The organism is Kiritimatiellales bacterium (assembly GCA_041656295.1).
GTDB lineage: Bacteria > Verrucomicrobiota > Kiritimatiellia > Kiritimatiellales > Tichowtungiaceae > Tichowtungia.
Window position 1 is genome coordinate 98,212 of sequence record JBBADV010000009.1, and the last position, 13,551, is coordinate 111,762.

At 49.5% G+C, this 13,551-nt stretch carries 16 protein-coding genes and 1 pseudogene; 10 read left to right on the forward strand and 7 right to left on the reverse strand.

Features of this window, described 5'->3' with window-relative positions; translation table 11 throughout:
* Nucleotides 1-2: 2 nt before the first annotated feature.
* From WC959_07660 to WC959_07685, 6 genes are read left to right on the forward strand one after another with little or no spacing between them, the layout of a single operon-like run.
* The gene (locus WC959_07660) at nt 3-476 is read left to right on the forward strand and encodes a hypothetical protein (GenBank protein ID MFA5689009.1); all 474 of its coding nucleotides are present in this window, start codon (nt 3-5) and stop codon (nt 474-476) included.
* Nucleotides 476-874 carry a hypothetical protein gene (locus WC959_07665; protein MFA5689010.1) on the forward strand — a complete coding sequence of 133 codons (399 nt, stop codon included), beginning with the start codon at nt 476-478 and terminating at the stop codon, nt 872-874. The genes WC959_07660 and WC959_07665 overlap by 1 nt, the downstream gene beginning before the upstream one ends.
* On the forward strand, nt 871-1,236 hold the full coding sequence (locus WC959_07670) for a hypothetical protein (GenBank protein ID MFA5689011.1): 366 nt from the start codon (nt 871-873) through the stop codon (nt 1,234-1,236). Before WC959_07665 ends, WC959_07670 begins: the two co-directional genes overlap by 4 nt.
* The gene (locus WC959_07675) at nt 1,236-1,412 is read left to right on the forward strand and encodes a hypothetical protein (protein ID MFA5689012.1); all 177 of its coding nucleotides are present in this window, start codon (nt 1,236-1,238) and stop codon (nt 1,410-1,412) included. Before WC959_07670 ends, WC959_07675 begins: the two co-directional genes overlap by 1 nt.
* A gap of 5 nt (nt 1,413-1,417) precedes the next feature.
* Complete coding sequence (locus WC959_07680) at nt 1,418-1,615, forward strand: hypothetical protein (protein MFA5689013.1); 198 nt, start codon at nt 1,418-1,420, stop codon at nt 1,613-1,615.
* The gene (locus WC959_07685) at nt 1,615-1,800 is read left to right on the forward strand and encodes a hypothetical protein (GenBank protein MFA5689014.1); all 186 of its coding nucleotides are present in this window, start codon (nt 1,615-1,617) and stop codon (nt 1,798-1,800) included. Before WC959_07680 ends, WC959_07685 begins: the two co-directional genes overlap by 1 nt.
* Nucleotides 1,801-2,228: 428 nt before the next feature.
* Here WC959_07685 and WC959_07690 read toward each other — a convergent pair.
* From WC959_07690 to rpe, 4 genes and pseudogenes are all read right to left on the reverse strand, one after another.
* Nucleotides 2,229-3,202: pseudogene (locus tag WC959_07690) on the reverse strand (IS481 family transposase).
* A 57-nt stretch (nt 3,203-3,259) separates the two neighbouring features.
* Nucleotides 3,260-4,396, reverse strand: a complete 1,137-nt coding sequence (gene lepB / locus WC959_07695; protein MFA5689015.1) for a signal peptidase I — start codon at nt 4,394-4,396, stop codon at nt 3,260-3,262.
* Nucleotides 4,397-4,401: 5 nt separating this feature from the next.
* A complete protein-coding gene (lepA, locus tag WC959_07700) occupies nt 4,402-6,207 on the reverse strand; it encodes a translation elongation factor 4 (GenBank protein ID MFA5689016.1) in 1,806 nt (601 codons plus the stop codon).
* Nucleotides 6,208-6,215: 8 nt separating this feature from the next.
* The gene (gene rpe / locus WC959_07705) at nt 6,216-6,890 is read right to left on the reverse strand and encodes a ribulose-phosphate 3-epimerase (GenBank protein MFA5689017.1); all 675 of its coding nucleotides are present in this window, start codon (nt 6,888-6,890) and stop codon (nt 6,216-6,218) included.
* 172 nt (nt 6,891-7,062) lie between these two features.
* Here rpe and WC959_07710 point away from each other — a divergent pair, with 172 nt between their 5' ends.
* Nucleotides 7,063-7,251, forward strand: coding sequence for a hypothetical protein (locus WC959_07710; protein ID MFA5689018.1), 189 nt, complete (start codon nt 7,063-7,065; stop codon nt 7,249-7,251).
* A gap of 237 nt (nt 7,252-7,488) precedes the next feature.
* Here WC959_07710 and truA read toward each other — a convergent pair whose 3' ends face one another.
* A complete protein-coding gene (gene truA, locus WC959_07715) occupies nt 7,489-8,232 on the reverse strand; it encodes a tRNA pseudouridine(38-40) synthase TruA (GenBank protein MFA5689019.1) in 744 nt (247 codons plus the stop codon).
* An 89-nt stretch (nt 8,233-8,321) separates the two neighbouring features.
* Here truA and WC959_07720 point away from each other — a divergent pair, with 89 nt between their 5' ends.
* From WC959_07720 to WC959_07730, 3 genes are read left to right on the forward strand one after another with little or no spacing between them, the layout of a single operon-like run.
* Nucleotides 8,322-9,467 (forward strand): THUMP domain-containing protein, encoded by a 1,146-nt coding sequence (locus WC959_07720; GenBank protein MFA5689020.1) that lies wholly within the window; start codon nt 8,322-8,324, stop codon nt 9,465-9,467.
* A 49-nt stretch (nt 9,468-9,516) separates the two neighbouring features.
* Nucleotides 9,517-10,008: an 8-oxo-dGTP diphosphatase gene (locus WC959_07725; protein MFA5689021.1), complete on the forward strand. Its 492-nt coding sequence runs from the start codon at nt 9,517-9,519 to the stop codon at nt 10,006-10,008.
* 55 nt (nt 10,009-10,063) lie between these two features.
* Nucleotides 10,064-10,444 (forward strand): RidA family protein, encoded by a 381-nt coding sequence (locus WC959_07730; protein ID MFA5689022.1) that lies wholly within the window; start codon nt 10,064-10,066, stop codon nt 10,442-10,444.
* 160 nt (nt 10,445-10,604) lie between these two features.
* Here the strand turns inward: WC959_07730 and WC959_07735 are convergent, their stop codons facing one another.
* Nucleotides 10,605-12,581 carry a VCBS repeat-containing protein gene (locus tag WC959_07735; protein ID MFA5689023.1) on the reverse strand — a complete coding sequence of 659 codons (1,977 nt, stop codon included), beginning with the start codon at nt 12,579-12,581 and terminating at the stop codon, nt 10,605-10,607.
* A 12-nt stretch (nt 12,582-12,593) separates the two neighbouring features.
* On the reverse strand, nt 12,594-13,551 hold a 958-nt coding region (locus tag WC959_07740; protein MFA5689024.1), incomplete at its 5' end, for a hypothetical protein.

Consider the following 13,551-nt stretch of genomic DNA (forward strand, 5'->3'; position numbering starts at 1 on the left):
GAATGAAGAAAATGATAGTATTAGTGTTGGCGGCGCTGGTGGCAGCGGCCGGGTTTTCAGATGAGTTCGCCGCGCGTTTAGAGGCGGCCAAAAATACCGGCGATCAGCAGGCTGTGCTGGCACTGGCGGATGAGTTTCCGGAAAAAGTTTTACCGGTGTACAGAACGGCAACCGTGATGCTGCCGGCAAATGAACGGATTGCGTTTGCTGAATCAATTGAGGATTCGTCACTGCGCCTTCCGTGTTTAATTGTCGCTCATCGCAAAGGCAAAGCGTGCAATGATCTGTTACGGGAATTTTATTCGAGCCAGCGCGGCGGCATTCTCTCGCTCCACAGATTCGACCCCGCGTCTGAAACCATTGACGGGTGTATTTCGTTCTATGAACTGGTTTTAAAAAATGTGGAGTTGAAGGAACACACGCAGACAGCCCTTTCCAAAATCAAAGGCGAACTGCTCAAACTGAAAGCGCAATAATGAAGCGTCTCGCCGCTATATGTGCATTGATTGCGGCGGTTGCCGGCGGGCAGGGGGGTACTGAAATCCTGCCCGGCATTGAACTTTCTGTGATGGAGTTAACCGTCCAGCGGCTGGAGTTCATGCGAGTGCTGTATCAGCAGATAGATGCGGTTGAAGTGGCTTTGAAAAAACTGACACCCGCGCAACTCTGCCACCTGGCAACGGCGTTAAACCGGAACGCATTTTTTGAGGCGTATAAACTGCACCGGTTGACGCGGCATCGCACCGCGCCGGAAAATTATTTATTTCGTCAAATTCAACTTATTCGCGAAACCGCAAAAACCGACCCGGACAAAGCCGAAGAGATGATCAATGCCGTCGTGGAATATTTCCGGCGGTTTGGAGTTGAGCTGTGAGATCCATTGAAGAGATTGCACTTGAGAAATACGGCACGAAAGTGCTCGGCAATTTAACCGAAGCGCAGGTCATTACCGTGCGCGACGCCTATGCTGCACAATTCGGCCTCTCATGGGACGAATACTCAAAACTGACGCCCGAAGCGCGTAAACAGCTGGGACTGGTTGCGTCCGGGTATGACTTTAACGCCGGTGTCGATACCATGGCGCGTGTTCTGCGCTGGGAAAAACTGAAAAGCTGGTTTAACGGTATGAACGGAGCAGGGCGCATCATTCTGATTGCCGCTGCCGCCGGCGCCGTCTGGCTCTTTTTGCCGCGACTCAAAGCCCTGCCGAAGCAAGTGAGAAAGGCAGTCAGTTAATGAGCGTGGAAGCGATTTTATCACTGTTCGGCCTTCTTTTTACCGGTTTCGGCACTATCGGCGTTTATCTGCTTTCCGGCATTCGCTCGGATATGCGCGACTTCTGGACCACGCACCGCCGGCTTGAGGAACGGGTCAACGAACACATCACCAATACCAAAATTCACAAGGAGTAAACCGTATGAAAAAAATACTGCTGACTGTCATTGATTCACTCTTTGCGCGGCTCAAACCGGCACACGTGCGCTCGGCGTTTTATTTCGCCATTGCCGCCGTGGAAAAACACGTCCGCAAAACAAAAAACGAAATCGACGACCAGCTGCTGCTGCCGCTCATGGCTAAAATGCGCGAAGCACTCGACGAATCCAAGGCGGAATAATGGACTGGTTTGCCGGAGTCCTGGTTGCGACGGTGATCGGCATCGCCGGGCTGCTGCTTGACCGGCGCGATAAACGGAAAGCGGACAATGCAAAAATCAAAGAACATCCTGATAATCCTGACGGCGTTGCTGCTGCTCAGCGGCGGGTGCAGGACTTAAAAAAGCAAATCGATAGCGGTTTATAATCCGCGTGCCGTTTACCGGGCACCGCCCGAAGGCGCCTGGCTGGATAACGCCATGGTCTATATCGGCAAAGATGTATGGCTGGAAACCGGCAGAATATGGATCCCGCCGCGGACTGAAATTGTTCGTCCGGACGATTAAAAATTTACCGGTTTCCGGCGGCGCGGCAATGAAGTAAAAAAAGTCATAAAATCATGCGCGACCTCACCGGAAACCCTATTTTCCTGTTTAGATTCTGTATAAATTGAGGTGCTGTGGATAACTCTATACAAGCGGTCACTTATCCACAGGAAACCCACAAAACACTGTATATTGTGGCGGTTCCCGGCTATAATTAGACATAAGATATATTATGCGACGTTAAATTTAGATAAAGATAAATTTTGACCAATTGTTATAAGAAACGATAGGATATATGCAACCAGCATTATTAGATGTTTAGTCCCACAGTGTGGTGGAACGGATCAAACTTAAAGCGATCCGGAGCAGAAGTCCGGATTTTACAGATATATTCGTATGGCGTAAGACCATAATGCTTTGAGCCGTTTGGCGAAATTATAGGCCATCAAAAAGGTCTGTATGTGTTCTTTCAGCTGATCATGGGCTCCATAGTGATAACGCTTCACCGTCGCCCCTTTCAACGTCCGGTTCATCCGCTCAACCTGTCCGTTTGTCCAGGGATGGTTGGGTTGGGTCAGCCGGTGATCTACATTGTTTCGGGCGCAAGCCGGTTCAAAGGCATGTGCGCGAAAAAGACTCCCGCAATCCATTGCCTGCTTGATACGTCGGTTACCCGGCGAGGTAAACCGGGTTCCGTTATCCGTTAATACGGTGTGGATAGTATAAGGAACGGCCCGGATGAGCTCTTGAAGAAAGTCGGCGGCAATTCGCCGGGCTGCCTTTTCGTGAAGCTGAACAACAGTAAATTTTGACGTGCGGTCAATGGCAGCAAACATATATAACCTGCCTTCTTCCGTGCGGACCTCAGCGATGTCGATATGGAAAAACCCGATCGGACAGGTTTTGAATTTCCGTTTGCTCTGAGGATCTTTGGTATCCGGCAGCCGGCTAATCCCATGGCGTTGGTAGCAACGATGCAGAGAGGAGCGTGTTAAATGAGGTATGGCGGTCTGCAGGCTGTAAAGACAATCATCGAGAGGAAGCAGCGTGTGTTGCCGAAAAGCGACGCAAGCGGCTTCTTCCTCTTGCTCAGCACCGTTGACCGAGGATGCCCGGGCCCCATCGGGGCATCCTGTACTGTGTTGTGCGCTGTCGCCACTTCGCTACGGTTTTCGGGTTAATACCGTGCCGGCGCGCCAGAACATTCAGGCTCTCTTGACGATGTTGTATCGTTCGACGCACCGCCTCAGTCGTACGGGCGCATCCGTGTACTATCTGTCCCATAATTCAGCCCTCCGGAGCTCGTTATACATCACTCCAGCACACTGTGGGACTAAACATCTAGTGGTCGGTTTCAGCAAATCCGGCACGATCTAACGGCCAGCAAACAAAGAACGCCGGACCCATGACTTGACGCCGGTTTACAGCGCCGAAATATCGTCCGTCTAAACTGTTGTCAGTGTTGTCGCCAAAAAATAAATATTCATCGCTCTTCAGCATAATCGAATCCTCTGGACGCAATAACGGTGGCCGTTGCGGCGCTGACATCGCCAGTTGATATCCGTTATAATTCGGCGCATTGAAAATTTTTTCAAATTTAGGATCGTTCAGTTTTTCACCGTTCACATAAAGATATTTCGGAAGAATATTGAGTGTTTCTCCCGGCATGCCGACAAGGCGCTTAATGTAATAGGCGTCTTTGCGAACCTGGGGATATGTCAGTTCACGCGTGTCAAACACAGCAATGTCCCCTCGCCTCGGCCGTATAAAATTATATTTCATGCGATTGACGAGAATATAATCGCCGCTTTTCATGACTTTACTCGCGATGACATCGCCAGCGCGAAAAACTTTTCCAATGCGCGCCTGCTCATTCACCATTTCCATCATGCTATTAGGAATTTTGTGTTTTATACCGCCGATATAAATGAAGGTGTTATTGCCGGATGTATCGCTGGTTTGTCCATAATAACGGTAATTTCCGTACATATCCTGCTCAAGCTGAATCCGTCCGTATGCCTTGACGGTCACTGTTTTTACGCGTTCACCGAACAGCACAAAGTTAGCAATGCGCACGACAGGATTGGATGCTTTGATTGTCGGTTCATTTTTTAATGTGATTCCGTAAAGCGTCGGCTGCATGGAGCCGGTCGGAATTTTAAACGGTTGAAAAAAGTAGGCGCGAATTCCCATCGCGGCGGCAATGGCAACGAAAAGCACTTCAACGTTCTCGCGGATTTTTTTATGTTTTTTCGACGGTATTATTTTGCCGCATGCGACTACAATGGCATCGCCGGCAGCACTCATTTTGCTGATATCCCCTTCCCTGCGTGCTTTTTTCCCTGTAGTTTCAAGAATTTTCAGTGCCGCAATTTTTTCCGGCGCGAGACTATCTTCGTGCATGTTGCGCTGATGCCGGCAGTAATGCAGGATTTCTTTCAATGCTTTACGCGCTTTGCGGACTTTAAAAAAATTCATCGGACTCATTCCTGTTTTGTTTTTAGTACGGCAATAAACGCTTCCTGCGGGATGCTGACTTTACCAATACTCTTCAGTTTTTTCTTGCCCTCTTTCTGCCGTTCGAGCAGTTTGCGTTTGCGTGAAATATCGCCGCCGTAACATTTAGCCGTCACATCTTTGCGGTACGCTTTAATCGTTTCGCGTGCGATAATTTTTCCACCGAGCGCCGCCTGGATCGCCACCGGAAACGCCTGACGCGGAATGACATCTTTCAACGATTCACACATTTGCCGTCCGCGCGAAATTGCCTTTGAGCGATGTACGATACTTGAAAATGCATCAACCGGTTCGCTGTGAATCATGATGTCCATTTTGACAAGATCGGACATCCGGTAATCGGAATATTCATAGTCCATCGATGCATAACCGCGGCTGATGCTTTTCAGCCGGTCATAAAAATCAACCAAAACTTCATTCAGCGGCAGATCACATGTCAGCATCACGCGTTGTGAATCGATTGAGTCGGTATGTGTGATGTCGCCGCGTTTTTCCATCACAAGCTGCATCATATCGCCCATGCAGGATGTCGGCGTAATAATGGTTGCTTTAATGAACGGCTCTTCCATGTTTTCAATCAACGCCGGATCCGGCAACAGTGTCGGATTATCAATTTCCAGCAACTCGCTATCTTTCAAAAGAATGCGGTAGATGACATTCGGATATGACGCAATGATGTCTAAATCAAATTCGCGCCGCAAACGTTCCTGCACAATTTCCATGTGAAGCAGTCCGAGAAAACCGCACCGGAATCCGAATCCGAGCGCGACAGATGACTCCGCCTGATAGGTCAACGCCGCATCATTCAACCGCAGTTTATCCAAACTCTTACCGAGCTTTTCATAATCGCTGGTTTCGATTGGATAAATTCCGGCGAAGACCATCGGATGAATCTCCTTGAAACCCGGCAGTGCTTTATCTGCCGGATATTTCGCTGATGTCATGGTATCGCCGATTTGAATTTCCGCGGAATCCTTAATATTGGCAATCACATAACCAACGCTGCCCTCGACCAGTTCTTTACGAATTTCCGGATCGGGCGTGAATACGCCGACTTCTTTAATTTCGTACTCCTGCCCTGTTCCCATCATATGGACTTTTTCACCGGGCTTCAGGCTTCCGCTGAACAGACGCAGGTAAACGACTACGCCACGAAATGCATCATACTTTGAATCGAATACCAGACCGCGCGTTGAATGATCCGCCGGTGGCTTTGGCGCCGGAATTCGGGCAACAATTGCCTCTAAAACGTTTTCAATCCCCTCGCCGGTTTTGGCGCTGACAGCAATGCACTCGCTCACATCAATCGCCAACAGATCCTCAATCTGCTGTGCAACCTCTTTCGGCCGTGCATTCGGCAGCTCGATCTTATTTAGCACCGGCACGATTGTCAGATGCTGATCCGCGGCCAGAAATGCGTTTGACACCGTCTGCGCTTCAACGCCCTGTGCCGCATCGACAACAAGAATTGCACCTTCACACGCCTGCAGACTGCGTGACACTTCATATGAAAAGTCAACATGTCCGGGTGTGTCGATTAGATTAAACAGATAGGTTTTCCCGTCTTGCGCTTTATACGGCATCGACACCGGATGCGCTTTAATGGTGATCCCGCGCTCGCGCTCCAGATCCATTGCATCAAGCACCTGCTCTTTCATTTTACGCTCCTCAATTGCACCGGTGAGTTGCAGGATGCGGTCGGCCAGTGTCGATTTGCCATGGTCGATGTGAGCGATAATCGAAAAATTACGAATATGTGAAAGATTAGCCATAATGTATTTTAGATCGCGGAACAATAGACGTTCTCTGCATTCGTGCGCATTTGTAAAATGGCCGCTTTCATATCCGGCGCTTTAAACAGCGATGTCCCTGCCACAAACAGATTAGCACCGTGTGCCGCTGCCGGCTTAACAGTGTTAAGATCAATACCGCCGTCAATCGAAATCAGAATTTCAGGAAAACGCCGGCGGACATCCGCAACTTTATTTTCCACCGCTGCGATATAACTCTGCCCGCCGAATCCGGGATGGACCGACATTACCAGCACCTCATCCACTAATCCTTTTTCAAGAAATGGCAGTACTGCATCAACCTGTGTGTCCGGGCTCAGAGTGAGTCCACTTTTGCATCCGAGATCGCGGATTTTTTTCAGTGTTGTTTCAGCATCGCATTCTGCTTCGATATGAATCATCAACGAGTCTGCACCGGCTTTAATAAACGCATCTACATAATTCTGCGGGCGAAGCAGCATCAAATGGACATCCAGCGGCAGATCCGTTACACGGTCAGCCATTTCAACTATCGCAGGCCCCATGCTGATATTCGGTACAAAAACGCCATCCATTACATCAACATGAATCTGATCGGCACCGCATGTTTCACACATCCGCACGGCAGCTTCAAGGTTGCCTATATCCGCAGCCAGAATCGACGGCATAATTTCAATTTTTGACATGATGTTTTTCTTAATTAAAATAAAAAATAAATCTAACGAATAGTACCTGAAAATGCAAGAAACACACGCGATAAATCAAATAAAAATTCAATTGAAGAATATATTAAATGTTTTATAAGATACTTATATAAATCGGGGAGAGATTAACCAACTCCCTGTAATAGGAGGTTCCATGAAAAAAATCGTAATGATTGCTGCTGTTAGTGCTCTGCTTTTTTCCCTCACGGGTTGCGGCTCCCTGCGGACACCAGCCAGTGGTAGAAACCACGGACTCACATACTATAATACTTTCTTCGGCATTTCCATTGAAAGCCTGGTGTATGGTGACGGTCTGGTTGTTAATGCAATGGACAATAAATAATTCAGTTGTTCAGTTATCACAGAAAAGCCGCTTTCATTCGAAAGCGGCTTTTTTTTATCTCGCTCTCTTTAAAAACGATTGACCGGAAAATCCAGCCTCCACATAGCATTCGATGATTTTAATTTTTATTGCGACCGTGATTCGAATCGAAGATCCGTAATGAATTTATAAATTGTACATTGCTGTAGAACCACTGATTCAACACGTTTTTTACATTGTCGCAGCCATGGCTACACTCTAATAATCAACTCTCCACAAAAAGAGTCCGAGCGCTTTGACGGTAGGGATTTCGTTGGTACGTTTTCCGGCGGTGAGAAACCGTTCGGCATCGTTGGGTTGCAATTCACCGATTCCAACGCGCAATAAAAATCCCACGATGCTGCGTACCATTTTATACAGAAATCCTGCGCCGGTTACGCGAATCATTAAATCACCTTCCCGTGTCCGCCGGATTTCAATTTCGCGAACCGTTTTCACAGTGCCTTCAATTTCACGGCGCGGATTAGCTGTGAATGCGGCAAAGTCGTGTTTGCCTATGAGCTGCTGCGCCGCTGTTCGCATGGCGCCGATATTTAATTTTCGACGCTCGTGTAAACGGTAAAGCCGCAACTTCGGCGGCACAGCCTGTCCGTTCCAGATGAAATAACGGTACTCTTTGCTGGCAGCATCGTAGCGCGCATTAAAATCCGGCGAAACGCGCTCCATTTCCATAATCCGGATATCCGGCGGAAGCTGCGCATTCAGTCCGTTCATAAAACGTCCGGTGTCCACCGGCTTGTTCAGATCAAAATGTACAACCTGTCCTTTTGCATGTACACCGGCGTCGGTGCGGCCGGAATGATGAATACGGAGACGTTTACCGGTCAGCTGTCCAATCGCGCGTTCGACTTCGCCCTGAATCGTGGTTTTTCCAGGCTGAACCTGCCAGCCGGAATAATTCGTGCCGTCGTAAGCCACCGTAATTTTGTATCGTTTGTTCATTTTGTTGTTCAATTTAACCGCGGATAGCACGGATGTAAACGGATATATAATTTCAGTGTAATCTGTGTTTTCCGTGGTATCCTCAACGGATGTTTCAATATCAACAGAGAAATCAATACTTCGCTCAGATTGCCGCCGGATTTGAAGAGATCACTGAAGCGGAATTGAGAGAACTCGGCGCAAAAGACGTTAAACCGGCGTTTCGAGGAATTCATTTTGAAGCGTCAGCAGAAAATTTATACCGCATCATTTATACCTCGCGACTCATCGTTCGCGTATTGGCACCGCTGGTTACATTTGACTGCCACAGCGATCGGTATCTGTACCAAACCGCATTGAAAATTGAATGGAATAAATTCATCTCACCGCGCAATACATTCGCCGTAAACGCATCAACCTCTAATACACCGGCACTCAACCATTCGCAATACGCTGCGCTGAAAGTAAAAGACGCCGTCTGTGATTATTTCCGGCAGAAAACCGGTGAGCGTCCGTCGGTTGATGTACAATCGCCGGATCTGGGCATTCATCTTTTTGTTCGCAATAACCGTGCCACGCTGAGCATTGAACTTTCCGGCGGCTCGCTGCATAAGCGCGGCTATCGTACCAGAAGCGTTGAAGCGCCGATGCAGGAAACTCTGGCTGCTGCCATCATCCGGCTTTCCGGCTGGGACGGCGAACGCCCGCTGATTGATCCAATGTGCGGCGCCGGAACACTGCTGTGTGAAGCCGCGATGCATCATTGCAGAATCCCGTCGGGATATCTGCGCCGAAAATTCGGCTTTGAACTGCTGCCGGATTTTCAAGCGGACGTCTGGAAAAAAATAAAAACCGGCGCCGGTAAACAACTGCGCCCCCTGCCCGCCGGAAAAATTGCCGGCAGCGATATGAACCGCACCGCCGTAAGCGCAACCAAAACGAATCTGAATAATATTCCGGGCTGCGCCGGAAATTATCGCGTTGAAGAAAAACGCTTTCAGGACATTCCAAAAATTGAGAACTCGATCATTGTTGTCAATCCACCCTACGGTGTGCGGCTGGGCGATCGCGAGTCCGCCGAAATGTTAATGAAAGAGTTCGGTGACTTCCTCAAACAGCGCTGTACCGGATGCACCGCGTATATTTATGCCGGCGACCGGCAGCTTTTGAAAAAAGTCGGACTTAAACCCGAATGGAAAAAAGAACTCAATAACGGCGGACTCGCCGGCATTCTCGGTAAATTCGACTTATATTAAAACCATAAAAACTCTGAACACTGAATTGTGAACCCCAACAGGTTTAAATATGAAAAAAGTTTCTGACGTTGACTGGAACCGATGGAATCCGAAAGAAAAAGCGACGCTGATGTTTATTATTCAGCGTGAACAAATACTGCTGATTCATAAAAAACGCGGCTTCGGCGCCGGATATTATAATGCACCCGGCGGACGCATTGAGGCCGGTGAAACACCGCTTGAATGTGCGATCCGCGAAACGCAGGAAGAACTTTGCATCACGCCGCATCATCCAGTGCACGCCGGAACCCTGATGTTTCAATTTACCAGCGGACACTCCATTCACGGCGAAGTGTTCCGTGCCGAAGAATTTTCCGGTACGCCGACTGAAACCGACGAAGCCGTTCCTGTGTGGTTTGCGGTGAATGACCTGCCGTGGCACAACATGTGGGCCGACGATCCGGTCTGGTATCCATATCTCCTCGCCGGACAATTTTTCACCGGTCGATTTATTTTTGAAAATAAAACCATGCTCGACAGTGAATTAATTCTGGATGTATAACACTTTTAGAGAAAAACTCCGGTACAAGCACCATCAACATAAAGATGATAGCAGCATGAAAAAAGAGATACTTCTCACTGAAACCGCGCCGGCGCCGATCGGCCCCTACTCACAAGCCGTACGCGCCGGAAATTTAATTTTCTGCTCCGGACAGATTCCGGTGAATCCGGCAGACAATACTATTCCCGACGGCATTGAAGCACAAACCAAACAGGTACTGGCGAATCTGAATGCTGTTCTTATGGCTGCCGGTGAAAATTTTTCCAGCGTTGTAAAAACCACTGTCTTTCTTACAGATATGAATGACTTTCCGGCAATGAACAAAATCTATGCCGAATACTTCAACAAACATCATTCACCGGCGCGTTCCACCGTGGAAGTTTCGCAGCTTCCGAAAGATGTTCTTATCGAAATTGAAGCGATTGCTGTCGGTTAATCACGGATATCGCGGATATAACCGAATAAAATTTTTCATTTTAATTTGCCCACTCATCGTTGCACGCCCACCGGACGCGCCTTCAAAATATCGAATCCCTAAATTGCAGTCGCGGACGATAACCGCAATTTCGGATGCGGTAAAGTAAAACGGAATCACTCTAATATCCCAGACCGGCGCGATCATAATAAATCAGAGCGCCGCGTTCTTCGCCAACAATCAGATCAAAATTCCCCGAGTCAAGATCTACTGCCGCCGGTGAACAGCTGTGTGTTCCGAGCCGGATCGGTTCACCGTTATAGGTAATCCGCGCCGGCCATGCAAATTTTGGGCTGCTGTTACTGCCGGTGTTGCGCAGGAACAATACGGCCGACTGCCGGTCATCACCCGTGAGGCTGCCATCGGGAATTCCGCCGATGCCCGGAATAGACTGAGCGCGTCCTGTACCTACAATTAAATCGATTACCCCGTCGCGATTCCAGTCCACCGGAACAAGTTTTGAACGTCCCCATTGTCCACTGTAGCGTTGATCGTGCGCGCGAATCGCGGTGCCGTTGTTCAGTTTTAGAACATCGCCGCGCATTACGTTTTGATTATCGATCCGGTAAAAACAGCGGAATTCGTTGTTTTCATCGTTGGCGATAATGCATGGAACGGTTGTTCCGCCCCAGGTGGTAACCCCGGGTTGAGTCCGCCAGCTTAGATGCAGATCCAGACTGTCGCAAAACAACGGTTTTGCTTCGGAAAACTGCGGCGGATTTGCGGCGCCGTCAATTTGCAGCAGCACCATCAGATTGCCTCGGATGGTGTTCATCACAATATCAAGTTTACCGTCGCCGTTCCAGTCGAAGAGTGTCGGACAGGTATACCCCCAGCTTGCTTCGCCGGGTCCTTGGATCGAACCGGAATAGCCGGCGCGCTCATGAAACGGCCGGCCGTTAACAGAAATTGCGACCGGATTGGCAAACGCCGGCGCACCGGCGTAACCGATGTTACGGATAAACAGCAGTTCGCCGGCATCGTTACCGGCGATAAAGTCGATCCGTCCGTCGCCATCAATATCACCGGGTGAAATGACCGGCAATGCACCGCAAATTATATTTCCGGAAGCACACAGCACCGGTGAACGCGTGCCGTATACCGGACTGCCGTTTTCCAGCCGTTTTAATTGATAATGCCAGTAGCGCGAGCTGTCGGAAACAATCAAATCCGAAAGTCCGTTCACCGGATTCCGGATTGAAGCCGGGTTGGGATTCACCACCGGATGACGCAGAAAAACCGGTTCTTCAGCGCTATCCAGTGCGAATGAAACACCGTTCGGCAATCCGGCAGAATTATGCTGGAAGCGTCGAAATACGCCCAGTTTATTCGCGCCGATTAAAACGTTCGACAATGTCCCGGTGCCGTATGACGCCATCGTTTGTCCCGGACAGCTAAAAAGATAATCATAGCCTTCGGCTCCGGTACCAACGCGCTGGTGAACTTCTCTATTCGCTAAATTAGTTGAAGAAAAGCGAATGTAATAAAGCTGGTCATAACCAAAACCGCCGGTCCAGAAACCGGCGCCGGTGAACGGCCGGTAGTCCACTTTATGAGAATTCGGATTCGGTTCATACGTTTCCGTATTTGCACGAGTATAATAGACATGAACTTTTCCATTTGTACCAATGTAACCAGTAACATTGCCACCGCCGGAAAAACCGGCAGCTGCAGACTGCGAGAATGCAACAAAGCTTAATGTTGTTTTATTAAATTTTCGCAAATAAATCATTTCGCCCGAATAGACCAAGGCAAAAATATCACCGGTGGAATTTTCAAAAACATACCCATTGGCATTCGGCGACGTGATCGTCCGGCGCGCGCCGTACACCGGGACATTGTTTTGATTAAACCGTTCGAACGGATACAGATTACGCAGGCCGACAAACAGGTCATACGGCCCGTTTCCGAAAACATTGGCTGTTCCGGTGGCCTGCCCATCTTCCGTGCTGATTACACCATAGCCCGTACCGGCCGGCATCGGCTGCCCGCCGACCAACGCCGGCGGGACTGCAAGATCAAGAGACACCCGGAAACCGAATAAATTTTCTACACAGAGTACTATGACGCCAGCCAATAACCGACCCCATTGTTTCATTACATACTCCTTTTATGCAGTTTTCTTTTTCCCGCCGGTGAGGAGGCTGATGATGACACCGGCAATAATTCCGGAAGCCAGCGAGCACGGCAGGATCCACAGAAAGCTCAGTCCGAAGATGCTGAAAAAGGCGATGGCCACTGCCGCCGCTACACTGACGGCTGCACCGATCCAGGTGCCGATCGCATTGGCAAACGGAACGAAGATGGCCATGAAAAATAATAAAAACAGCGGCGCCACCATCAGGTTGGCAATCTTGTTGATCACTTCGGTGAAGTTTCCCGGCACACGATTCATTAACAGACTCATCAGCACGACAAGAACGCCGATACTGAGGGATACGAGCCGCGCACGGTGAACATGCTTTTTCTCCGCCAGTTTTTTCCGGCTGAACCGGTCAAGAAAGTCCACTGTGACTACGGCGCAGGTTGAGTTGAGTCCGGCGGACAGACTGGAGAGTGCCGCGGCCATTAAACCGGCCACAATGAGTCCGCTGATGCCCGGCGGCAGGCCGCTGACGATGAAGTGCGGGAAGATCCGGTCGGCATCCACACGGATGTTCATCCCGTCCGCCAGTTTATGCGGACACGCCTGAAAATAACCGTAGAGCGCAAAGCCAAGAATACCGAGCAGGATAATGACGAGTGCCGCAGCGATGATGTTGACGTTAAATGCGGAACGGGCGGCTTTCAGGTCTTTCGTCGCCAAGTAGCGCTGAACGGCAACCTGATCAGAACCGGCGGTGCAGATGTACCAGAAAAACATCATCATGCCGGCGCCGGCGAAAGTGACGCGCGCTTTAGTGTCGAACCAGATGACCGGCGGATCCCAGGTCGGCGCCCACTGCGCCGGAAACCAGCTGAAGCCTTTAAGCTGAACGGTAATAAAGACGATGGAAATAATGGCGCCGAAGTAGAGAATAAAACTTTGAATCACATCGGCCAGCACCGCGGCTTTCATGCCGCCGGAG

Bases quoted from the DNA above. Each gene is read 5' to 3' on its own strand.
- WC959_07735 (MFA5689023.1), bottom strand. From the start codon at position 12,581: ATGAAACAATGGGGTCGGTTATTGGCTGGCGTCATAGTACTCTGTGTA.
- WC959_07660 (MFA5689009.1), top strand. From the start codon at position 3: ATGAAGAAAATGATAGTATTAGTGTTGGCGGCGCTGGTGGCAGCGGCC.
- WC959_07680 (MFA5689013.1), top strand. From the start codon at position 1,418: ATGAAAAAAATACTGCTGACTGTCATTGATTCACTCTTTGCGCGGCTC.
- rpe (MFA5689017.1), bottom strand. From the start codon at position 6,890: ATGTCAAAAATTGAAATTATGCCGTCGATTCTGGCTGCGGATATAGGC.
- WC959_07710 (MFA5689018.1), top strand. From the start codon at position 7,063: ATGAAAAAAATCGTAATGATTGCTGCTGTTAGTGCTCTGCTTTTTTCC.
- WC959_07720 (MFA5689020.1), top strand. From the start codon at position 8,322: ATGTTTCAATATCAACAGAGAAATCAATACTTCGCTCAGATTGCCGCC.
- WC959_07730 (MFA5689022.1), top strand. From the start codon at position 10,064: ATGAAAAAAGAGATACTTCTCACTGAAACCGCGCCGGCGCCGATCGGC.
- lepB (MFA5689015.1), bottom strand. From the start codon at position 4,396: ATGAATTTTTTTAAAGTCCGCAAAGCGCGTAAAGCATTGAAAGAAATC.
- WC959_07685 (MFA5689014.1), top strand. From the start codon at position 1,615: ATGGACTGGTTTGCCGGAGTCCTGGTTGCGACGGTGATCGGCATCGCC.
- WC959_07725 (MFA5689021.1), top strand. From the start codon at position 9,517: ATGAAAAAAGTTTCTGACGTTGACTGGAACCGATGGAATCCGAAAGAA.
- WC959_07665 (MFA5689010.1), top strand. From the start codon at position 476: ATGAAGCGTCTCGCCGCTATATGTGCATTGATTGCGGCGGTTGCCGGC.
- lepA (MFA5689016.1), bottom strand. From the start codon at position 6,207: ATGGCTAATCTTTCACATATTCGTAATTTTTCGATTATCGCTCACATC.
- truA (MFA5689019.1), bottom strand. From the start codon at position 8,232: ATGAACAAACGATACAAAATTACGGTGGCTTACGACGGCACGAATTAT.
- WC959_07675 (MFA5689012.1), top strand. From the start codon at position 1,236: ATGAGCGTGGAAGCGATTTTATCACTGTTCGGCCTTCTTTTTACCGGT.